The following is a 20032-nucleotide window of genomic DNA, read 5'->3' as shown; positions in this document are numbered from 1 at the left end:
CATTTACAGTTTTAAAAAAGGCGGGATATAGTCGCCCTTGTTCAAGGCGTCTTGCACATAATGCATCAGCTGGGTAAGCATAGCATAGGTAGAATTCCTGCTAGAATCCTTGGCTTCAAACCATATTTCTTTGGTTTGAATATCAATCAGATTTTTCTGGTATTCCTTGATTCCAAGTGCCTTGATGTAGGCATCTTTCACGTCTTCTTCACTGGATGCTATTTGTAATTTTTCGTACAGGCTCATAACTTTTGCTTTGTATGTTTAAGAGGATAGACAAATATAACAAAAGCAAGGATATAATTACGGCATCCTTTTTATTCCCTATTATTTTAATTCATTCATGGTTTTTTTTTCAATCACCCGTCTTACATTGGCTTTGCCAAAAAGAATTAATGCATTAAAATCCTAAAGAAATAATCGTGGATATGCCACTTACAATGTTGCGAACCCCCTTTCCAATGTTGCCGACCCCACTTCCAATGTTGGAAACGTCATTTCCAATGTTGCGGACTACAAATACATCATTGCGGACTACAATTCCAATATTGGAAACGCCATTTCTAATGTTGCAGACTACAAATACATCATTGCGGACTACAATTCCAATATTGGAAACGCCATTTCCAATGTTGCGGACTACAGATGCAATGTTGTATTTGTAGCATTACACCTAGTTTTCAATAGTATTACGACAATAATTCAACAAAAAGAATCATATAATAAAAAATCAATAATGAAGCATATTCAAAAATAAACATAATTGCACATAATGTAAAAATGACTAAGGATACATCACTATTATGAATTAATATTTTGCAATTAAAAAATACTTAATTACTTTTAACCTACCGATATAAATAACTACTAACTAATACATTAAATCAAAATGGGAACGAGAACACCGGGTAGAATTATCATACCTAAAAGCACTGAAGGGTTATTAAAATTAGCCACTAAAATATTTGCTAAACATGAAGAAGATGGAGCCGCATCTCCTCTTAATGCCCAACAAGATTATAGCTGGAAAGAGGAGGGGCCAAAAGTTGCACCTTGCCTGAAAAATCACGAAGATGCAGAAGCAGCTACTAAAAACGCTGAGCGTTTGTACAGAGCCTGCGACATTGATTTGCCTTCCATAAGAGCCATTGTTCAAAACAGTGCTCAAGTATTAAAAGGAATTTATGCCAAAAACCCAAAGGTACTTGGCGAATATGGTTTTGTGGTTGATGACAGTAAACAGGTTAAACAAGATAAACCTAAAGATAAACCAGAAGACAAACCAGGAGAATAGAAATTCGTTTATATAAGAAAAAGGGTGCCTACTTGTAAGCACCCTTTTTGTTGACTTTAAAAGTAAGCAATTACATTACTTCCCTTTCCCAAATTTTCCACGAATCCAAGGAAACACAAACACTTCTGCCAATCCCCAACCGATTCCGAAAATAAGTGCTTGATAAATGATCTGACTAATAGAAAACTCCTCTCCAAAAAAATAAAGTATTGCTCCATATACCAATCCCATTACTAGGAAACCTACTAAAAAAGCACTGATTTTTGTTTTCATAAATTTAATTTTTGATTGTTTGCCTATAATCGTTTCCATTTCGGATGCATTATTTCAGTTTATCATTGTTTTTATGACGGTCCTTGTCTCTGTTGGTTTTTAAGTCTAGTTTCTTGTCAAACGCTTCTTGCAAGTTTATTCCGGTTTGGTTTGCCAGACACAACACTACAAAAACTACATCAGCAAGTTCTTCGCCTAAGTCTTTGTTCTTGTCGCTTTCTTTTTCGGATTGCTCGCCATAACGACGGGCAATAATTCGGGCTACTTCGCCTACTTCTTCGGTAAGTTGCGCCATATTAGTAAGCTCATTAAAGTAGCGAACGCCGTGTTCTTTAATCCAATTGTCAACGTCGAGTTGGGAGTTTTGAAGATTCATATCTTTAGAAAATTTATAGTCCGAAAAATAATACATTTATTTTTAAAGTCGAAAAAATGTTACTCTTTATTTTTTGTGTCTATCAAAATCGTTACAGGCCCATCATTAATTAAAGCTACTTTCATGTCCGCTCCAAAGGTTCCCGACTGAATAGGTTTTTGAATTTCAATACTCATTTGTGCTAAAAACGATTCATACAAAGGTATTGCGATTTCAGGTCGTGCCGCATATATGTACGAAGGTCTATTGCCTTTTTTAGTTGAGGCGTGAAGTGTAAACTGACTAACAACCAAGATGTCGCCATCAATATCCTTAACAGATTTATTCATGACTTCATTTTCGTCTGCAAAAATGCGAAGATTGGCAATCTTACTGCACAACCATTGTATGTCTTCTTGCGAATCGGCAGTTTCAATGCCAATAAAAATCAGTAATCCAGCTTCAATTTGTGCTGATATTTTATTATCAATAGTTACAGAAGCAGCACTAACGCGTTGAATTACGGCCTTCATTTTTGATTTAGGATTTAAGAATTAGGATTTCGGATTTGAGGACGAAACTGCCAACTGACAACTGTAAATTACTCACTTTTTCTTCCTTCATCACTTGCTACACGATCGTCGTTGTAAATATCAGTACGGTAATTTTCATCATCACCCTCTAGTATTTTGAGGTAACTGCGGTAACGCGACCAAGCGATTTCGTCTTTCTCTAATGCATTTTTAATCGCACAATGTGGTTCCTCTTTGTGAAGACAATTGTTGAACTTGCATTGGTCTTTCAATTTGAAAAACTCAGGAAAGTAACCGCTGATTTCTGAAGGTTCCATATCTACCATTCCAAAACCTTTGATTCCGGGCGTGTCGATGATTTGTGCGTTAAAACTCAAATCATACATTTCGGCAAAAGTTGTGGTGTGTTGTCCTTGTTTACTGGCTTCCGAAATTACTTTCGTTTTCAGATGCAGCGAAGGTTCCATTGCATTTACTAGAGTCGATTTCCCAACGCCAGAATGTCCAGAAAACATACTCACTTTTCCAATCATCAGTTCCTTAAGTTTGTCAACCCCTTTCATTTCCGTGGAGGAAACGCGAAGGCATTGGTAACCAATTTCCTGATATACGTGTTGCATGTACAATTGTTCATCGAGTGTGGCTTCGTCAAATGTATCAATTTTATTAAAAACTAAAATAGTTTCGATACCATAAGCTTCCGCTGTAACCAAGAAACGGTCAATGAAATTAAAAGTAGTTGGAGGATTGTTGACTGTTATCAATAAAAATACACGGTCAATATTCGATGCAATAATGTGCATGTGGTGTGATAAATTGACTGATTTCCGAACAATATAATTCGTTCGTTCGTGAATTTTATCAATCGTTCCCGTCACTTTATCGGAGGTTTCATCAAGCTCATAATCCACGTGGTCGCCAACGGCAATGGGGTTTGTGCTTTTAATTCCCTTCATTCTGAATTTTCCTTTGATACGGCATTCAATAAAAGCTCCATCCGAACCTTTAACGGTGTACCAACTTCCAGTAGATTTATAAACGATTCCTGTCATGGGGCAAAGATACTACTTTGATTGAAAATTTTTTGCATAAAAAAAGCTGCCATTTCTGACAGCTTTTTATAAATTATTTATTTATCACTTTCTCTTGGTGACTGATACTTTCTTGATGAATTGCTTTGAAGAAATTAAGGATGAACTCCTCACTCAATCCTTTCTCGCTTCCCTCCTGCTTCATTCGTTCGAGGATTTCCATCCAACGCTGGTTTTGCAAAACAGAAATTTTATTGACTTTCTTTAAACTTCCGATGGCTTCCGAAATCTGCATTCGCTGGCCTATGATGTCTAGTAATTTACTGTCTGATGCATCTATCTTAGCTCTTAATTGTGCGATTTCTATTTTATAGGATGCACTTTCGCAGCTTTTATTTTTTACTTTTAGTTCCTCGAAGATTTCCTTTAAACGGTCGGGAGTGACTTGTTGAGCCGCATCGCTCCAAGCGTTATCAGGGTCAATGTGGGTTTCAATCATTAGTCCGTCGTAATTTAAATCGAGGGCTTGTTGTGAAACTTCGTGTATCAAATCGCGTCGTCCGGCAATGTGCGATGGGTCGCAAATAAGGGGCAAAAGCGGGAAACGATTTTGCAAATCAATGGCTACTTGCCACTCCGGGTTGTTGCGGTATTTGGTTTTTTCATATACTGAAAAGCCACGATGAATGACCCCTAGATTTTTAATTCCGGCTCCATACAAACGTTCTACTCCACCAATCCACAGACTTAAATCAGGGTTTACGGGGTTTTTGACCAATACAATTTTATCGGTATTTTGTAGTGCATCGGCAATTTCTTGAACGGCAAATGGGTTTACGGTAGTTCGTGCACCAATCCACAAAACGTCGATGTCGTGTTCGAGGGCTAGTTTTACGTGAGCGGCATTTGCTACTTCGACAGCCATTAACATTCCGGTTTCTGCTTTTGCTTTTTGGAGCCACTTTAGCCCAATTGCTCCAACGCCTTCAAATCCTCCTGGACGTGTGCGGGGTTTCCAGATTCCTGCTCTAAAGATAGACACGTCTGAATTTTTCAAGTCGTGTGCTATTTGTAAAACTTGTGCCTCGGTTTCGGCACTGCAAGGTCCGGCTAGAACCAATGGATGCGACAAGTTTAACTCGTCCAACCATTTTCTGTTTGCTGCTGTAATTTCCATGGGGCAAATGTAGGGTTATTCTATTTTTAAGTGAAAGGCTATAGGTTTTTTTTAAGATTCGTTTTGTTAATTAACCCTCCAAGGGTTTGGAACCCTTGGAGGGTTAGTTGTAGCTTTATAAAGCCGAAAGTAAAAAAGAAGCCTAAAGATTGTTTTTCTATCCCTGACAGGAAGGAGCATCCTCGCTTTTTTTTAAGCGAGATGCGGAGGGATGGCAGGAACATGGATTAAAGAATGCGGGATGATGTGATTCTAAAAAATATTGGGGTGGTACATTTATTCGTTGATTTTGAAAGGATTTGCAACGAAGGCACAAGGACACTAAGAAAAGCACAACAAAAGGAAGGAATCTATTTTTAATTTAAAATCTCTGTGAACCTCTAGTACTAAAAATAAACTTTGAGCCTTTGTAACTTCGTGGCAAAAAAAATTTGTTACTTTTGTTTCAAATCCATTACTATGTCTATAGAAGTTACAGCGCTTTCTAAAAGTTACGGGGCCCAGAAGGCTTTGAACAGTATTTCGTTCTCTGTGGAGAAGGGTGAAATTGTGGGTTTTTTGGGTCCAAATGGTGCCGGAAAATCGACGTTGATGAAAATATTGACTACTTATATTAATGCCGATTCGGGTGTGGCAGTGGTTAATGGTTTTGATGTTTCGACAGATGAATTATCGGTGCAAAAATCAGTGGGGTACTTGCCGGAACACAATCCTTTGTACTTGGATTTGTATGTGAAGGAGTATTTGGCGTTTAATGCTGATATTCATAAGGTGGCGAAAAGTAGGATTCAGGAGGTGATTGAATTGACGGGTTTGACGCCAGAAAGTCATAAGAAAATAGGCCAACTTAGTAAGGGATACCGCCAGCGTGTGGGGCTTGCGAATGCTTTGCTGCACAATCCGGATGTACTGATTTTAGATGAACCTACTACGGGATTGGACCCAAACCAGTTGGTGGAAATCAGGCAGTTGATTAAGAATGTAGGCAAGGACAAAACGGTTTTTCTTTCGACACACATCATGCAGGAAGTGGAGGCTATTTGCGACCGCGTGATTATCATTGACAAAGGCGTGATTGTGACGGACAAGAAATTGAACCAAATTACGGCTGATAACCAACAGGTGCTGGAAGTGGAATTTGATTTTAAAATTGAAGAACAATTGATTGCGCAACTTCCGAACTTAGTTTCTTACAAGAACATTCACGACATGATTTGGGAACTGACTTTTGTTGCCGATAAAGACATGCGTCCTGCTGTGTTTGATTTTGCTCAAGAAAATGGTTTGAAAACGTTGCAGTTGAATCAGAAGAATAAGAATTTAGAAGCGGTGTTTAGGGATGTGACGGGGAGGTAAAAGATTTTATATCTATGAGAAAAACACTAATATTATTAAATACTATTTTATTCTCAATACTAATTGCGAGCCTTTTTGGTATTTTAAATAATCAAATTACTTATTCCATTTCACCTGAATTTTATACAAAATCTTTATTCCCGCTATTTGGATTTGTAGAATATGGGCTAAATACTCCCAAAACAACTGCTGCAATAATTGGAGTTTGGTCGACATGGTGGTTGGGTTTGCTTATTGGAATTGTGATTGGTTTTACCTCCTTGATTCATGATACCTCATCAATAATGAAAAAAGAAATTAAAAAATCTTTATTCATTACCATTGCATCCGTGATTGTGTTTGGAGTTTTAGGATATGTTTTTGGACAGATTTACTTACAAGACAATTTAATTACTTTTGGATTTAAAGGAACACAAGAGCAACTTAAAAATTATCACATTGCCGGATTCATTCATGACTTTGAATATTTAGGAGGAATAATTGGTTTATTAGTTGCGGTATATTTTCAAGTAAAATCTAAAATCTAAAAAAACCAATCCCACCAAACCCCTTGGCTCGCCCCCAAACCTCTTTTCTACCTAACAAACCACTTTGATTCGTTCCCACAACTGTTTTCTACGAATCAAAGTACTTTGATTGCTCCCTACAGCTGTTTTCTGTCAAGCAAAGTAGTTTGTCTGCTTCCCACAACTGTTTTCTGCCAAGCAAAGTAGTTTGTCTTCTCCCTACAACTGTTTTCTGCCAAGTAAAGTACTTTGACAGAAGCAAAAAAGCCCATAAATTATGAGATGCGTTTATTTAAGCAAAAATAATGGGCAGATAAACAAACAGAATGTAAAACGAATAAGAATATTTCATAAATTTGATTTGAATCTTAAAACATTTTAATCATGAATTTACACTCTATTAGCGTTTCGCAACTGCAAATGCTAGAATCAGGACAGTTTATCAAAAGATTGATTACAGACTTTGATAATTCAAAATTAGTTGCTTCAACCGACCCCGAATTTGAGCTTCAAATTAACGAACTCAAAGCGCAATTCCCTACTTATTCGGATGCTTTGATGCAAATTCAAGCCCAGGAAGAATCGAAAGAAATTGCGGCTTTGGACGTACATCGGGACCGAAAATTTTCGACCGTACGTCGCGCCATTAATGTTTATGAGTTTTCTGATGACCCTGCAGAACAGGTTTTATACCACAGAGTGATGCTGATTCTTGACAAATACAACCGCATTGAAAGCGCTACTTATGAAGCAGAATCATTAGGCATCGTTAAATTTATTAAAGAAATTAGAGAGGCTGCCGATGATGCGATGAATAAATTAGGACTTACTAAACTTATCGATTATTTGGAAGCGGCTAATGATAATTTTCAAAATAAATTTGACCAACGTTCTTCCGAAAATATTTCTACAGTGCATTATAATTCTAAACAATTGCGTAAAGAAATTTTTACTACTTATAACGACCTTGCCTCTTATGTTTTGATTATGGCAAAACGAAAGAAAACGCCTTTTTTCATAACGCTTTTAGAAGTTGTAAACAACGGAAGAGCCTATTATGACGACACCTTGGCTCATCGTGCCGCTATTAACAAGCGGGATGATGCCTAAACTTAATCTTTCTATAAAATATAAATCCTAAAGAATCACTTGATTTTTTAGGATTTTTTTATTGCTTAAAAACGCGGACACTCTACCCCATAAAAAAAGCCCACTTAAAAAGTGAGCTTTCCTTATAAAAAACTAAATGATATTAGTTCTTAATAATTTTTGTAGTACCACTACCTGTAGTTGTAGTAACATTTAAGAAGTAAACTCCTGTTGTTAAATCTGCTACATTGATAGCATTTACAGCTGAATTGATTGTTTTTACAATTCTACCGTTGATATCTGTAATTGTAGATTTAGTAATTTCAAGACCGTTAGTGTTTGAAATGTTAATCACATCAGTCGCTGGGTTTGGATATACTGCAAAGTTAGATTTGAAGAAGTTTTCTGTTGAAAGAGTACCTGTAGTTGTTACTTTGAAATCATCGACAGCAAAACCGTATTGATCTTCAGACACACAATTAATCGAAAAATACACTGCTTGACCATTGAAAGAAGCAGGAACAGTGTAAGTGTACTGAGTCCATACAGCTGTCGAAGGAGTAATTATAGTTCCTGTAGATAATAATGTAACACCCGTTGTAGTATTTCCAGCAGAAATTCCTACTTTAAATTTTTCTAAACCATAAGTTGCATCACATGATTTAGCCCAAAAAGTTAAAACGTTTCCAGATGAACCTAATGTAATTTGTGGAGAAATTAACCAATCATTGTTCATTGCAACTGGCCCAGGATCTGCTTGTGAAGCTATGCACATCATATTCTTGGTTCCAGTCCTTGCAGTCCAGTCGCTTGTAGCAGAAGGAACCAAAGGCGGCGTTGTAGTAGTCGCATTAAAAACCATAAAAGACCTAACTTCAGATGCGTTATCAAAAGTGGTAGTACCGATAAAATAAGGAATATTCATATCAACATCAATCAGCGTCCAATTTCCTACACCTGTAATTGCAAAATCGGTGTACGATTCAAAAGAATCTTCAAAAACTGTTGTTTGTGCTTTTACTCCTACAGCGGATAAAAGCAAAAAGGAAAGTAGAATTTTTTTCATAATAGTATATATTTATATGTTTATTCAAAAATAAGAAACTTTTCAATTCTATAATGCTTGCCAGCAAAAGTTTAACATGTTTAAACAAAAAATTATGATAGAATTCTAGTGTTTAAAAATACATTCTATATCTTTGCGGTCATAAAATCGAGAGGAAAAATTTGACTGATTGCAACCTCATTAAAAAAATGCTAAAGCAGAAAACTCTCCTTTAGCCAATACTTGCAATTATTTTTTCTCTATAATATAAAATAATTATGGCTTACTTATTTACATCAGAGTCCGTTAGTGAAGGACATCCTGATAAAATTGCAGATCAAATTTCAGACGCATTAATCGATAACTTTTTAGCTTTTGACCCGAATTCAAAGGTCGCTTGCGAAACTTTAGTAACCACTGGTCAAGTAATTTTGGCTGGAGAAGTAAAATCTAAAACCTATCTTGACGTACAAGAAATCGCTAGGGAAGTAATTAGAAAAATTGGTTACAACAAAAGCGAATACATGTTTGACGCCAATTCTTGTGGCATTCTTTCGGCTATTCACGAACAATCAAACGACATCAATCAAGGTGTAGACCGAAGTAATCCGGAAGACCAAGGTGCAGGTGACCAAGGTATGATGTTTGGTTATGCAACCAATGAAACCGAAGATTATATGCCATTGGCATTAGACTTATCACACAAACTACTGCAAGAACTTGCTGAATTGCGTCGCGAAAATAACGAAATCACTTATTTACGTCCCGATGCAAAATCACAAGTAACTTTAGAGTATTCGGACGATAACAAACCGCAATTGATTAAAGCAATTGTTATCTCGACACAACACGATGATTTTGTAAAACCAAAATCAAACTCAAGAGTAGATAAAGATGCTGCAAATGACGAAATGCTTGTGAAAATCAACGCTGATTTGAAATCGATTCTTATTCCTAGAATTAAAGCGAAATATCCGCAATATAGCCATTTATTTAATGATGACATCACGTACCACATCAACCCTACCGGTGTTTTTGTAATTGGTGGACCTCATGGAGATACGGGATTGACAGGAAGAAAAATCATTGTAGATACTTACGGTGGAAAAGGAGCTCACGGTGGTGGTGCTTTCTCTGGAAAAGACCCAAGTAAAGTAGACCGTTCGGCAGCTTATGCAACGCGTCACATAGCTAAAAACTTAGTTGCTGCAGGAGTTGCAGATGAAATATTAGTACAAGTTTCTTACGCAATTGGTGTTGCAAAACCTATGGGAATCTTTGTAGATACGTATGGAACTGCAAAAGTGAACATGACGAATGGCGAAATTGCCAAAAAAGTTGAGGAATTATTTGACATGCGACCTTACTTTATTGAGCAACGTTTGAAATTGAGAAACCCAATCTACAGCGAAACCGCTGCTTACGGACACATGGGAAGAACGCCAAGAACAGTAACGAAAGTGTTTACCAATCCTTATGGAGACACAAAAACAGTTACAGTTGACTTGTTTACATGGGAAAAATTAGACTTCGTTGATAAAGTGAAAGCTGCTTTCAATATCTAAAAATAATTGTAACTAGTATTCAGTATAATATATATTGTTGAAAAAGTACAAAACAAAAAAAATCGGAATATTACTATTCCGATTTTTTTGTTTTTATGAGTTATGCTTTTTTGCAACAACCGTCTAGTTTTTCATAGGAGGCTGGGTCTGCTTTCATTTCGTCAGCATCGTAACCTAACTTCGTGATGGCGATTTTAATTTCTTCTAAAGACGTTTTCTTTCCATTGTAATAAACCGTCAACGTCATTGCTTTTTCGTCGAGTTCAAACATTTTCAAACCTTTTACTTTGTATAAATTGTCTTGAAAATTTTGACCACACGTTTCACATACTTTGCAATGGTCACAATCTATGGTAGTTTGAATAACTGCTTTTTCGTTCTTGCTGTTTTGAGCAGAAAGTGTAACCGTAAATAAAGTAAAGAATAAAATAATTAGGATATTTTTCATAATATAATTTTGTAAAATGATTTTCAAATATATTGTTTTTAATTTAAACCGCCAACTTCTATTGTAGCAAAAGGTTGTAAACCAGCATCGCCATTGATATGATAATGAAGAAGTAAAAAACATAATACCTCTTGGCAATAAATGTACCATTTTTCTTTTCTAAATACATTTTGAAAAAGAACGAGGCAAGTGCTAGAAGTCCTAATACAATGGAAATTATCGTCCAAATTGGATTTGCGTCTCCTTCTGTAAATTGGCGTAGAAGCAACATGGCTACCACGCAAATTAGTGGGACAATTCGCATTTGTTTTTCAAGTTTTACCGTATCCATAGTTTTACAAATTGTATTTCAAGCTAAAAATAATATACCTCGGTTGCACTGTATATTGCGAAGTTCTTGTTGAAAATTGTGAGAAGCTATCGTCATTTAAAGAAGTTGTATTTAATAAATTCGTTGCTGAAACTTTGTATTCCCACTTACTGTCTTTCTTTTGATAAATCATACTTGCCGAAAGAAAATCATACTCATTATTAACTGATTTATCTTTATTGTAATAATTGTAAAACTCATATTCAGTTACAAACGAAAAGCTTTTCAAGAAAAAATAATCCAGTTTAACCGAAGGACTTTCGGTATAAAAAGTGCTTCCTGCATATTCATTAATGGTAATGCTGTAACCCAATTCTATATTAGGTAAATTTTTATAATTTGTGGACGCTTTTAAATTATATACTTGTGTAAAACTTTCGTTGGTAAACAAAGTTTCCACATTAGTTTGAAAATCTTCACGAATATTATTGAACTTACTCCAGTTCAAACGAGCACTTACGGACGCCTTGTAATTTCTAAGGAAAGAACGACCGTAGTTTCCAAATCCTGAAATGCTTTCATCTGCAAAAGCCGAATTAAACGGTGAAGAAGTTTGGTTTACATTGTCAAAGGATGCCTTGGTTTTTATCGCATCTTCAGTTCGAGAATAATTTACACTTGCAACGATATTTTCAAAATTAAACATGTTGAATTTTCTGTAAAACAAACTGTGTGTTTGCGCAATCGCGTTTTCCAAAGTTCTATTTCCGCTAGAAAGACTGTTGTAGTTATTAAAAACATAACCTTCAGCAAGCTGATTGATGTCGGTGAAGTTATTTGTATATGCAAAATTATACGTCAAGGTCTCCGACTTTTTGATTTGATAAATAGCCAAGAAGTCTGGTAATATTCTACTGAAAGATTGCTTGTAATCTGTAGCTAACTGCGAGTTATTCAACTGATAATTGTGAATACTTACTCCAGGAGTAAACGTGAATTTTCCTGTAAGAATTTTATAATGCAGCCCTAAGATAGCATCGTTAAAACGGTAATCTACATCATTAAAATTCTCAGCGTCCGTTAGTGGGTTCACCGTTTCATTGTCTAAAACCTGAAAAATAGACGAGTTGAAATTTTGATACGAATACGTGTTTCCTAAAGTTACATTGATGTTACTCTTTGGCGTAAGCATATAATAATAATCAATTTTTGTATCCAGTTTATTGGTTTTTACGAAACGTTCCTGATTGATGTCATTTCGGCTTTGACCTGCAGTATAACCTGATAAATTAAAAGGTTGACTTGCCAAATTAGCATTGTAAAACGGGTCTTCTTCTTGAAACAAATACTGACTTTCTACCGCAATAATGTGTTTTGGCGAAGCGGTATAGTACAAACTCAAATTTTGGTTAACTGAAACTGGCGTTTGATTTTGGCTCGTAAAGATAGACTCCGTTGCCGTGTTGTTCATAACAATTGTTTCACGAGAAAGACTTCCCACTTCGTCTTGCTTAGACAATCGCGCCAAAATATCGTAGTCAAACTGTAAATTCGTATTGGGTTTATAAGACGAACTGAATTTCATCAAACCTAATTTATTTTCTTGCGTTCCAACTTGATTTCTATTTTCTGTGGAAGCAATTTCATCCGAGTTAGGCAATAAAAAGCTAGTTGTCGAAATCGTTTCTGTTTCAGTTAACGATTTATTGAAAATTCCAAAACCACTCAACGTCCACGCTTTTGTAACATTATACGAAAAGTTGAATGCTCCAAAATTCGTTTCAATTTCCTTTGCACGGTTATTTCGCAACAAGGAAATTCCCAAACTATTAGAACTCACATTAAATGACGAACCTCCTTTCGCCATCATGCTTCTAAAACCTCCCGTGAACTTGAAATAATCTTGGGGAGTCAACGGTAATTCGCCAATATTATTGAAATTAGTAATTAAGTTGATGCTGTATTTTGGGTTGTAATAAAACAATTTCGGATTCACATTGTAGCGTTCCTCATCATGTCCTACACCAATTCCCGCCGTCATATCTCCAAACCAAAAGTTCTTCTTACCGTCTTTCAGCTTGATATTCATCGCAATATTATCCTGATTGTTTTCAACTCCTTTCAAAATTGAATTATCATTGTAGTTTCTCAAAACCTGAATTTTATCAATCGCATCAGCCGGAATATTTTTCACACCTAACTTCGTGTCGCCATCAAAGAAATCTTTACCGTCCACCATCAATTTCTGCACTTTCTTTCCTTCAACTTCCACTTCACCATCAGCATTTACTTCAACTCCAGGAAGTTTTTTTAAGATGTCTTCTAATTTTCTTTCGGTTCCTGTTTTAAAAGAATCCGCATTATAAACAATGGTATCACCTTTTATTGAAACCGGCATTTCACGCACAATTTCTACACCATCAAGCTCCATTCCTTCTGCTAGAACAATCGTTTTAGTACTGTTTTCGGTACCTGTTGTGATGTTTTCCTCAAAAGTCGCATAACCAATGTAGCTTACTTTTATCGTGTAAGGCGTGTTGGGTTTTAACGAAAGTAAAAACTTTCCTTTGTCATTAGTGATGGAATAACCGTCCATTGCTTTCGTTTGTTGGTTTACCGCCATGACATTTGCCATTTCTAAGCCAATTTTAGAGTCATCTGTAACGAAACCTTCCAGTTTGATGTTTTGAGCTTTCGACGCAAAAACGAAAAAAGTCAAGAAGAAGAAAAGGATAATTTTTTGCATTGTTTTTTGGTATAAATTATAATTTTGCTAATTACCGATTTTAAATAATGACTGTTAAGTCATGGCCTTTTTAAACTCAGTTTTCTATTAGACTACAGTTTTGCCTAAAAGTTACTTTTATAGTAATGTTAATGTTCAAAACTTTGAATAATTATACCATCTTCATTCCTCATACTGTCCGATTTCTTTTTTTGAATAGCGTCAAATTCCTTTTGCGAAACCTTATCTCCCGTATTTGGTCTTTTGACTTTTGATTTTGATTTTGATTTTGATTTGCTGTTTAAAACTACTTTAGAACATAATATAACCGTGTTTTCTTCGTTAATTTCTAAAATTAAACCTGGCAAACCCCAATAATTATTGGGACCAAAAGACAACGGGATTTCTGGAGCATACCACGCCACAACAACTTTATCTGTAGGCTCTTCCATTTTGAAAAGAGCTGGTTTCTTTTCTTCTCTTTTTAGAAAATCCTGATAATTTTGCTTTTGCAAATCGGTAACAGGAACAATTAATTCCGCTTTTAAGCAGGTATACTCTCCTATTTTTTTGGATTCATTTACTAATTTCCAATCAGGTTTCACCAATGGTTCCTCAATTAAAAATTCTCTTCCAAAAATCTCATCTTCCTCTAAACGTATCTTTTCTTTGGTGTTAATATATTTTTTTCCAGCTCCCGTCATACTAATCGAAATCGAAAAACCACTCGTCGGTTTCGAAGGTTGCTCCAATTCCTCATTTTCTTCATAAACGGCTTCCTCTTTATTAAAAAGCAAGGTAAAGGTCTTCTCTGACGATTTTTTCATCGCCATTTTCACCGCTTCATTCAACTCTTTATTTTCGGCAACCTTGTCAACTTCATCCTCGACAACTTTTTTAGACTTAAACATATATTTTGAAAAATATTCCGCCTTTCCCTGAAATTCCTGTGCTACAACAGTTGCAGAAACCATTAGCAACATCATCAAAGTAATAATCAATCTGTTCATAATTTTGTTTTTTAAAGTTAAATGCTCTTTTGTTTTAGGAGCTTGATCCCGCCAACGTTTCAAGTCCCGATACGCTCAAAAAATGAGCGTATCGGGAGCTTCCCACTCATGTCGGGGCTAGCTTCGCCGTCTGAATCTTCAGGCTAAAAATGTTTTTTTTGTGTTCAAATCTTAGGTCACTAACTCAAATAACTTCGTCTTGAACAACAAAGCAAATAAACTGCTTTTAATAAGTCTTTTGAGTTAATTTGAGTTAACGATTGTTAACGGAATAATTTTTCTATTTTTCCTCCTTACTTTTGAAACATGAAATCCAAGAATTATAAATACATCCTATTCTTCATTACGCTAACCGTTTTGGCAACAATTGGTTTGCAAGTATTTTGGAACATCAAAAGTTATAAAGAAAACAAAATCCAACTCATCAAAGAAGTACAAACCGCCTTCGACAATAGCATTGAATATTATTATGTAGAAGATTCTAAGAATGATTTCGTGGCTATAGTAGGAAATGACAGTCTGCTTTCAAAAGACGATTTCTTTGAAAATTTAAAATTGGATACCGTTTTTAATAAATTCCCCAAAACGAAAAGCGATTCACTAGCAAAAAAAAACAGTGACGACGCTACAAAAGTAGAAATTGAAAGCATCGAATTTCATGAAAAACCTGACGAAAAAGTAAAAGCTAACGACGTTCAAATGATTTCTTACGAAGAATTAAAATCGAAAAAAGCGCTTCGGAAAAATCCAAAAGACATTTCATCAATAACCATTTTAAAAGGAAAAAAAGCAAGTGACAGTATTTCGAAAATAAAAAATTTAGTAAATAAAATCATCATCTCAATGGTTAGAGACTCCATTGAATTCAACAAATTAAGCAAAGCTTTAGACAAAGAATTACTCAGAAAAAACATTGATGTCACTTACAGTTTGCAACATTTCAAAGCAGACACAATTTTTCAACGGTTCCAAAAAGACACCATTTCAGAATTACCATTATCCGCCATTTCAGGAACAACCTATTTGCCTAAAAACCAAAAACTGCAAATTTCCTTCTCCAACCCAACCGTATTCATCTTAAAAAGAAGTTTTACCGGTATGTTCTTGTCGCTTCTGCTGTCAATTTCCGTTCTTGCCTGTTTGATGTTTCTTCTTCGAATCATTCAAAAGCAGAAGAAAATCGATGAAATCAAAAACGATTTAATCAGCAACATTACCCACGAATTCAAAACACCCATCACCACAATTTCAACCGCTATTGAAGGCATCAAAAGTTTTAATGCAATCGACGATAAAGAGAAAACCAACCGCTACCTCGACATTTCAACGCAACAACTGAAAAAACTAGAAATCATGGTCGAAAAGTTATTGGAAACCGCTTCTTTAAATACCGACAAATTAAACCTCAATAAAGAGCCTTTCAATATCGTTGAACTCATCAAAGCCAACATCGAAAAACACCAAATGGCTTCACAAAAAGAACTGCATTTTACATCGAATCACGAAGACGTGCAAAGTGACATAGATGTTTTTCACTTCGAAAATGCCGTTTCAAATCTCATTGATAACGCCATAAAATACGGTGGTGAAAACATTTCCATCAACCTCGTTCAAGCCGAAAAACAAATAGAAATCACAGTCGAAAACGACGGAATTGCCATCGATAAAACCCAACGAGAAAAGATTTTCGAACAATTTTACCGCATCCCAAAAGGCAACATTCACGACGTAAAAGGTTTTGGAATAGGTTTGTACTACGCCAAGAAAATCATCGAAAAGCACGGTGGAATTTTAGAATTAATCCCCAACAGTACCAAAACCATCTTCAAAATAACACTACCCAATGGCTACTAAAATTAAAATACTTCTAGCGGAAGATGAAGGTTCGCTTGCTTTAATCATCAAGGAAAGTTTAGAAACCCGAAACTTCGAAGTTATGCATTGTGTTAACGGGGAAGAAGCCTTTGATACATTTACAAAACAAAAGTTTGACCTCCTAGTTTTAGACGTGATGATGCCTAAAAAAGATGGTTTTTCAGTAGCCAAAGACATTCGGAAGGTGGATAAAAAAATGCCAATTATTTTTCTGACAGCCAAATCACAAACACAAGATGTTGTCGAAGGATTTACTGTTGGTGGAAATGATTACCTGAAAAAACCGTTCAGCATGGAAGAATTAATCGTTAGAATTCACGCTCTTTTGGGTAGAATTAACACGGTTAAACCAGAAGAAAAAATTTCTATTGGCAATTATCTCTTCGATTTTACCAAGCAAACCTTACAATTTTCAGATCAAATTATTTCACTAACCCATCGCGAAGCCGAACTACTTTTTCTTTTTATCGAAAATAAAAATGAAATCCTAGACCGTTCCGTTGTCCTCAAAAAAATCTGGGGAAGCGATGACTTTTTCAACGGCAGAAGCATGGACGTATTCATTACCAAACTCCGCAAAAAACTAAACCTTGACTCCAACATTCAAATCATAAATGTTCGTGGCCAAGGTTATAAATTAATCGGTTAACTGAAATGCTTACCTCCCAAAACGTCCACCTCTTCCTCCAGGGCCGCCTCTCATTTCTTGCAACTCCTGCATTTTAGCTGCAACAATTTCGTCGTATTCTTTTTGAGTTACTTCTTTTCCAGTTTTTGGAGCTTTGATTTCCGCTTTTTCTTTGGTATTCATCACTACTTTTGAACATAAAATCACCGTTTTGCCATCGCTAACTTCTAATATCAAACCAGGCAAACCCCAGTAACTATCAGGACCTTGATTCACCGGAATTTCAGGTGTATACCAAGCAGTAATCGTTATTTCTTTAGGCACTTCAAATTCGTCCATAAAGTTGGTCGTCTTCTCTTTTTCCTCTTTCTTAGCTTCGTCTTTATCTTCTTTTTTAGGTCTAAAGTTTTTAAAATCAGTAGCACCTACAGGCTTTACAGCTGTAGCTTTATAACAAGTATAACCACCTACCACTTTAGTTTCCGACTCCATTTTCCACTCTAATTGAGGTAAAGCATCTTTAATCAAAAACTCTTTTCCCATGAATTCCTTGTCCACACTATAAGTCTTGTCTTTCACATTTTTATAGTACGTTCCGCCGCCACCCATCATAGACGACATCATTCGCATACCGCCGTTTTGACCTGGAGCATCTAGTTTTTCTTCTTCTTTATAGATAGAGGCCGAACGGTCAAAATTCAAAACAAATGTTTTTTCAAACATGCCTTTCATCCGTTCTTCAATCATTTTCTGCATGTCGGGCGTGATGTCCTTGTTGCCTTGCATCCGCTCCTTCATATCCGATGTGCTCGTTTTCGATTCGTAAACCGCCAACCCTTGAAATTCTTTTTGAGCCGTAACGCTAAAAATTCCGAGTAATAAAAAAGCAACTGTAAATAGTGATTTATGCATGATATTTATTTTTATTTTATGTTAGTAAGACGGATTATTTCATAAATTGTTACAACCTAAGGTAAACTATAATTTTGACTTATTTTTCCTTTAAAGGTTTAATCGTACATTAGCACCTATGAAAATTAGTCTTTCCACATTATTACTGTTCATCAGCAGTTTTATTTTTGCTCAAACAGCATCACAAACGCCCGTTTTTGTTGAAAACATAGCTTTCAATGCAGACGAAGTAATTGGCTACGACAAGTTTGATTTCCTCTATTTCATCAAAGACAATGTGCTTCATAAACTAAAAAACGGTACTTCTTTAGAATATAAAAACATCAGTCTGGGTAAAATTACAAAGGTCGATTTACTCAATCCGCTCAAAATAATTGTTTTCTACGAACGATTCAATACCGCTGTAACACTAGACAATCAGCTCAATGAAACCTTGAAAATAAACTTTTCGCAACTCAAAGTTCCTTTATTGGTAAGTAAAATTGGAATCGCTTCACAAAATCAGTTGTGGGTTTTGGATCAAAACACCCAACAACTCTATTTGTATGACACCTCAAACGGAACGCTGAAAGCGGTAGGTACTCCAATTTCAGAAGAAATAACGTTTTACAACTCTAATTTCAACTGGTTTGAATGGCGCGACAACAAAAACAATTGGTACCAATGTTCCATTTTTGGAACAGTTCAAAGGCTCGATCTTCCCACAGACTTTGATGCTGTCCTCTTTTCCGACACCGAATTCATTTTCTATACTAAAAATGGAAAGCACGTGATTTTCAACCGAAACACCAAGAAAATTAATACATTAGAAAATTTAGATAATTCCTTCACGAGTTTGACGTTCAAAAACCAAATTTTATCTATTTTTACCAATCAAGGAATTACCAATTATAAAATCACAATACCGTAATGCATATAGCAGTAGCAGGAAATATCGGTGCGGGAAAAACCACTTTGACCCGATTATTAGCAAAACATTTCAAATGGGAACCCCATTTTGAAGAAGTGGTAGACAATCCGTATTTGGATGATTTTTACCACCAAATGGAACGCTGGAGTTTCAATCTTCAGATTTATTTCTTGAACAGCCGCTTTCGCCAAGTGTTGCAAATTCGCGAAAGCGGAAAAAAAACCATTCAGGACCGAACCATTTACGAGGATGCTCACATTTTTGCACCCAACTTGCATGCTATGGGATTGATGACCAATCGTGATTTTAACAATTACAGCTCTCTTTTTGAACTCATGGAAGGACTCGTTGGAGCACCCGATTTATTGATTTATTTACGAAGTTCCATACCCAATTTAGTAGGTCAAATTCACAAGCGAGGACGTGATTACGAAAACTCCATATCCATCGATTACTTAAGCCGATTGAATGAACGTTACGAAGCATGGATTCACACCTACGACAAAGGAAAGCTCCTAATCATTGACGTAGACAACATCAATTTTGTCGACAACCCCGAAGATTTAGGAATGATTATCAATAGAATTGATGCCGAAATCAACGGATTATTTTAAATACAAATCCCCTTCATCGAAGGGGATTTTTTTTATACATCATAACCCATTTAAAAACTACAACCCTAAATTATTTACTGCACCATCTCCAAAAAACCTTTGCCAACTTCGCAGTAAAAAAAACCTCCTATTCATACCACTCCCACAAAGTAAAACGCCTTTGCGAACTTAACTTATTTACAAACACTATAATAACTTAGCGAACTTAGCGGTAAAAAAACCTCCTATTCATACCACTCCCACAAAGTAAAGCGCCTTTGCGAACGTAACTTGTTTACAACTACCATAAAACCTTTGCGAACTTAGCGGTAAAAAAAACCTCCTATTCATACCACTCCCACAAAGTAAAACGCCTTTGTGAACTTAACTTGTTTAC

Annotated in this window: 21 protein-coding genes; 9 read left to right on the top strand and 12 right to left on the bottom strand. The window is 35.8% G+C overall.

The window, feature by feature from the left end; genetic code table 11:
• Nucleotides 1-3: 3 nt before the first annotated feature.
• Nucleotides 4-246 (bottom strand): hypothetical protein, encoded by a 243-nt coding sequence (locus ACQ5J2_RS05950; protein ID WP_432672818.1) that lies wholly within the window; start codon nucleotides 244-246, stop codon nucleotides 4-6.
• Between the two features lie 643 nt (nucleotides 247-889).
• On the opposite strand from ACQ5J2_RS05950, the gene ACQ5J2_RS05945 reads away from it, so the two are divergent.
• Nucleotides 890-1294, top strand: coding sequence for a hypothetical protein (locus ACQ5J2_RS05945; protein ID WP_432672817.1), 405 nt, complete (start codon nucleotides 890-892; stop codon nucleotides 1292-1294).
• 75 nt (nucleotides 1295-1369) lie between these two features.
• Here the strand turns inward: ACQ5J2_RS05945 and ACQ5J2_RS05940 are convergent, their stop codons facing one another.
• From ACQ5J2_RS05940 to ACQ5J2_RS05920, 5 genes are all read right to left on the bottom strand, one after another.
• Nucleotides 1370-1567: a hypothetical protein gene (locus ACQ5J2_RS05940; RefSeq protein WP_432672816.1), complete on the bottom strand. Its 198-nt coding sequence runs from the start codon at nucleotides 1565-1567 to the stop codon at nucleotides 1370-1372.
• A 49-nt stretch (nucleotides 1568-1616) separates the two neighbouring features.
• On the bottom strand, nucleotides 1617-1943 hold the full coding sequence (locus tag ACQ5J2_RS05935) for a nucleotide pyrophosphohydrolase (RefSeq protein WP_432672815.1): 327 nt from the start codon (nucleotides 1941-1943) through the stop codon (nucleotides 1617-1619).
• Between the two features lie 59 nt (nucleotides 1944-2002).
• Complete coding sequence (dtd, locus tag ACQ5J2_RS05930) at nucleotides 2003-2455, bottom strand: D-aminoacyl-tRNA deacylase (RefSeq protein WP_432672814.1); 453 nt, start codon at nucleotides 2453-2455, stop codon at nucleotides 2003-2005.
• 68 nt (nucleotides 2456-2523) lie between these two features.
• Nucleotides 2524-3507 (bottom strand): ribosome small subunit-dependent GTPase A, encoded by a 984-nt coding sequence (gene rsgA, locus ACQ5J2_RS05925; protein WP_432672813.1) that lies wholly within the window; start codon nucleotides 3505-3507, stop codon nucleotides 2524-2526.
• 73 nt (nucleotides 3508-3580) lie between these two features.
• Entirely contained in the window at nucleotides 3581-4663 is a 1083-nt protein-coding gene (locus ACQ5J2_RS05920; RefSeq protein ID WP_432672812.1) for a chorismate mutase, read from the bottom strand.
• A gap of 459 nt (nucleotides 4664-5122) precedes the next feature.
• Here ACQ5J2_RS05920 and gldA point away from each other — a divergent pair, with 459 nt between their 5' ends.
• The 3 genes from gldA to ACQ5J2_RS05905 all read left to right on the top strand — a co-directional run bounded on the left by gldA (nucleotide 5123) and on the right by ACQ5J2_RS05905 (nucleotide 7635).
• On the top strand, nucleotides 5123-6019 hold the full coding sequence (gene gldA / locus ACQ5J2_RS05915) for a gliding motility-associated ABC transporter ATP-binding subunit GldA (protein ID WP_432672811.1): 897 nt from the start codon (nucleotides 5123-5125) through the stop codon (nucleotides 6017-6019).
• Between the two features lie 14 nt (nucleotides 6020-6033).
• Nucleotides 6034-6546: a hypothetical protein gene (locus ACQ5J2_RS05910; RefSeq protein WP_432672810.1), complete on the top strand. Its 513-nt coding sequence runs from the start codon at nucleotides 6034-6036 to the stop codon at nucleotides 6544-6546.
• Between the two features lie 363 nt (nucleotides 6547-6909).
• A complete protein-coding gene (locus tag ACQ5J2_RS05905) occupies nucleotides 6910-7635 on the top strand; it encodes a DUF6261 family protein (protein ID WP_432672809.1) in 726 nt (241 codons plus the stop codon).
• A gap of 142 nt (nucleotides 7636-7777) precedes the next feature.
• Here the strand turns inward: ACQ5J2_RS05905 and ACQ5J2_RS05900 are convergent, their stop codons facing one another.
• Nucleotides 7778-8680 carry a choice-of-anchor J domain-containing protein gene (locus tag ACQ5J2_RS05900; RefSeq protein WP_432672808.1) on the bottom strand — a complete coding sequence of 301 codons (903 nt, stop codon included), beginning with the start codon at nucleotides 8678-8680 and terminating at the stop codon, nucleotides 7778-7780.
• Between the two features lie 257 nt (nucleotides 8681-8937).
• Between ACQ5J2_RS05900 and metK the strand changes: the two genes are divergently transcribed.
• A complete protein-coding gene (metK, locus tag ACQ5J2_RS05895; protein WP_432672807.1) occupies nucleotides 8938-10224 on the top strand; it encodes a methionine adenosyltransferase in 1287 nt (428 codons plus the stop codon).
• Nucleotides 10225-10324: 100 nt separating this feature from the next.
• Here metK and ACQ5J2_RS05890 read toward each other — a convergent pair whose 3' ends face one another.
• From ACQ5J2_RS05890 to ACQ5J2_RS05875, 4 genes are all read right to left on the bottom strand, one after another.
• Nucleotides 10325-10672 carry a heavy-metal-associated domain-containing protein gene (locus tag ACQ5J2_RS05890; protein ID WP_432672806.1) on the bottom strand — a complete coding sequence of 116 codons (348 nt, stop codon included), beginning with the start codon at nucleotides 10670-10672 and terminating at the stop codon, nucleotides 10325-10327.
• A 58-nt stretch (nucleotides 10673-10730) separates the two neighbouring features.
• Entirely contained in the window at nucleotides 10731-11003 is a 273-nt protein-coding gene (locus tag ACQ5J2_RS05885; protein WP_432672805.1) for a hypothetical protein, read from the bottom strand.
• Nucleotides 11004-11007: 4 nt separating this feature from the next.
• A complete protein-coding gene (locus tag ACQ5J2_RS05880; protein ID WP_432672804.1) occupies nucleotides 11008-13728 on the bottom strand; it encodes a carboxypeptidase regulatory-like domain-containing protein in 2721 nt (906 codons plus the stop codon).
• Between the two features lie 128 nt (nucleotides 13729-13856).
• Nucleotides 13857-14717 (bottom strand): GLPGLI family protein, encoded by an 861-nt coding sequence (locus ACQ5J2_RS05875; protein ID WP_432672803.1) that lies wholly within the window; start codon nucleotides 14715-14717, stop codon nucleotides 13857-13859.
• Between the two features lie 306 nt (nucleotides 14718-15023).
• Between ACQ5J2_RS05875 and ACQ5J2_RS05870 the strand changes: the two genes are divergently transcribed.
• Together ACQ5J2_RS05870 and ACQ5J2_RS05865 are read left to right on the top strand one after the other, a co-directional pair.
• The gene (locus tag ACQ5J2_RS05870) at nucleotides 15024-16571 is read left to right on the top strand and encodes a sensor histidine kinase (RefSeq protein ID WP_432672802.1); all 1548 of its coding nucleotides are present in this window, start codon (nucleotides 15024-15026) and stop codon (nucleotides 16569-16571) included.
• Nucleotides 16561-17241 (top strand): response regulator transcription factor, encoded by a 681-nt coding sequence (locus ACQ5J2_RS05865; RefSeq protein ID WP_432672801.1) that lies wholly within the window; start codon nucleotides 16561-16563, stop codon nucleotides 17239-17241. Before ACQ5J2_RS05870 ends, ACQ5J2_RS05865 begins: the two co-directional genes overlap by 11 nt.
• Before the next feature lie 9 nt (nucleotides 17242-17250).
• On the opposite strand, the gene ACQ5J2_RS05860 is transcribed toward ACQ5J2_RS05865, so the two are convergent.
• Nucleotides 17251-18132 carry a GLPGLI family protein gene (locus ACQ5J2_RS05860; protein WP_432672800.1) on the bottom strand — a complete coding sequence of 294 codons (882 nt, stop codon included), beginning with the start codon at nucleotides 18130-18132 and terminating at the stop codon, nucleotides 17251-17253.
• 118 nt (nucleotides 18133-18250) lie between these two features.
• On the opposite strand from ACQ5J2_RS05860, the gene ACQ5J2_RS05855 reads away from it, so the two are divergent.
• Both ACQ5J2_RS05855 and ACQ5J2_RS05850 read left to right on the top strand, forming a co-directional pair.
• Nucleotides 18251-19042: a hypothetical protein gene (locus ACQ5J2_RS05855; protein ID WP_432672799.1), complete on the top strand. Its 792-nt coding sequence runs from the start codon at nucleotides 18251-18253 to the stop codon at nucleotides 19040-19042.
• On the top strand, nucleotides 19042-19656 hold the full coding sequence (locus ACQ5J2_RS05850; protein WP_432672798.1) for a deoxynucleoside kinase: 615 nt from the start codon (nucleotides 19042-19044) through the stop codon (nucleotides 19654-19656). Before ACQ5J2_RS05855 ends, ACQ5J2_RS05850 begins: the two co-directional genes overlap by 1 nt.
• Nucleotides 19657-20032 lie beyond the last annotated feature (376 nt).

This window comes from Flavobacterium sp. SM2513 (assembly GCF_050908145.1).
Classification (GTDB): Bacteria; Bacteroidota; Bacteroidia; order Flavobacteriales; family Flavobacteriaceae; genus Flavobacterium.
This window is presented reverse-complemented; position numbering and strand designations above follow the sequence as displayed.

What these genes read in the sequence shown, in the direction of transcription:
- ACQ5J2_RS05935 (WP_432672815.1), bottom strand. Translation starts at nt 1,943, where the DNA reads ATGAATCTTCAAAACTCCCAACTCGACGTTGACAATTGGATTAAAGAA.
- ACQ5J2_RS05855 (WP_432672799.1), top strand. Translation starts at nt 18,251, where the DNA reads ATGAAAATTAGTCTTTCCACATTATTACTGTTCATCAGCAGTTTTATT.
- ACQ5J2_RS05940 (WP_432672816.1), bottom strand. Translation starts at nt 1,567, where the DNA reads ATGAAAACAAAAATCAGTGCTTTTTTAGTAGGTTTCCTAGTAATGGGA.
- ACQ5J2_RS05905 (WP_432672809.1), top strand. Translation starts at nt 6,910, where the DNA reads ATGAATTTACACTCTATTAGCGTTTCGCAACTGCAAATGCTAGAATCA.
- rsgA (WP_432672813.1), bottom strand. Translation starts at nt 3,507, where the DNA reads ATGACAGGAATCGTTTATAAATCTACTGGAAGTTGGTACACCGTTAAA.
- ACQ5J2_RS05900 (WP_432672808.1), bottom strand. Translation starts at nt 8,680, where the DNA reads ATGAAAAAAATTCTACTTTCCTTTTTGCTTTTATCCGCTGTAGGAGTA.
- ACQ5J2_RS05875 (WP_432672803.1), bottom strand. Translation starts at nt 14,717, where the DNA reads ATGAACAGATTGATTATTACTTTGATGATGTTGCTAATGGTTTCTGCA.
- ACQ5J2_RS05885 (WP_432672805.1), bottom strand. Translation starts at nt 11,003, where the DNA reads ATGGATACGGTAAAACTTGAAAAACAAATGCGAATTGTCCCACTAATT.
- ACQ5J2_RS05850 (WP_432672798.1), top strand. Translation starts at nt 19,042, where the DNA reads ATGCATATAGCAGTAGCAGGAAATATCGGTGCGGGAAAAACCACTTTG.
- ACQ5J2_RS05860 (WP_432672800.1), bottom strand. Translation starts at nt 18,132, where the DNA reads ATGCATAAATCACTATTTACAGTTGCTTTTTTATTACTCGGAATTTTT.
- ACQ5J2_RS05910 (WP_432672810.1), top strand. Translation starts at nt 6,034, where the DNA reads ATGAGAAAAACACTAATATTATTAAATACTATTTTATTCTCAATACTA.
- gldA (WP_432672811.1), top strand. Translation starts at nt 5,123, where the DNA reads ATGTCTATAGAAGTTACAGCGCTTTCTAAAAGTTACGGGGCCCAGAAG.
- ACQ5J2_RS05950 (WP_432672818.1), bottom strand. Translation starts at nt 246, where the DNA reads ATGAGCCTGTACGAAAAATTACAAATAGCATCCAGTGAAGAAGACGTG.
- ACQ5J2_RS05870 (WP_432672802.1), top strand. Translation starts at nt 15,024, where the DNA reads ATGAAATCCAAGAATTATAAATACATCCTATTCTTCATTACGCTAACC.
- ACQ5J2_RS05865 (WP_432672801.1), top strand. Translation starts at nt 16,561, where the DNA reads ATGGCTACTAAAATTAAAATACTTCTAGCGGAAGATGAAGGTTCGCTT.
- metK (WP_432672807.1), top strand. Translation starts at nt 8,938, where the DNA reads ATGGCTTACTTATTTACATCAGAGTCCGTTAGTGAAGGACATCCTGAT.
- dtd (WP_432672814.1), bottom strand. Translation starts at nt 2,455, where the DNA reads ATGAAGGCCGTAATTCAACGCGTTAGTGCTGCTTCTGTAACTATTGAT.
- ACQ5J2_RS05920 (WP_432672812.1), bottom strand. Translation starts at nt 4,663, where the DNA reads ATGGAAATTACAGCAGCAAACAGAAAATGGTTGGACGAGTTAAACTTG.
- ACQ5J2_RS05945 (WP_432672817.1), top strand. Translation starts at nt 890, where the DNA reads ATGGGAACGAGAACACCGGGTAGAATTATCATACCTAAAAGCACTGAA.
- ACQ5J2_RS05890 (WP_432672806.1), bottom strand. Translation starts at nt 10,672, where the DNA reads ATGAAAAATATCCTAATTATTTTATTCTTTACTTTATTTACGGTTACA.
- ACQ5J2_RS05880 (WP_432672804.1), bottom strand. Translation starts at nt 13,728, where the DNA reads ATGCAAAAAATTATCCTTTTCTTCTTCTTGACTTTTTTCGTTTTTGCG.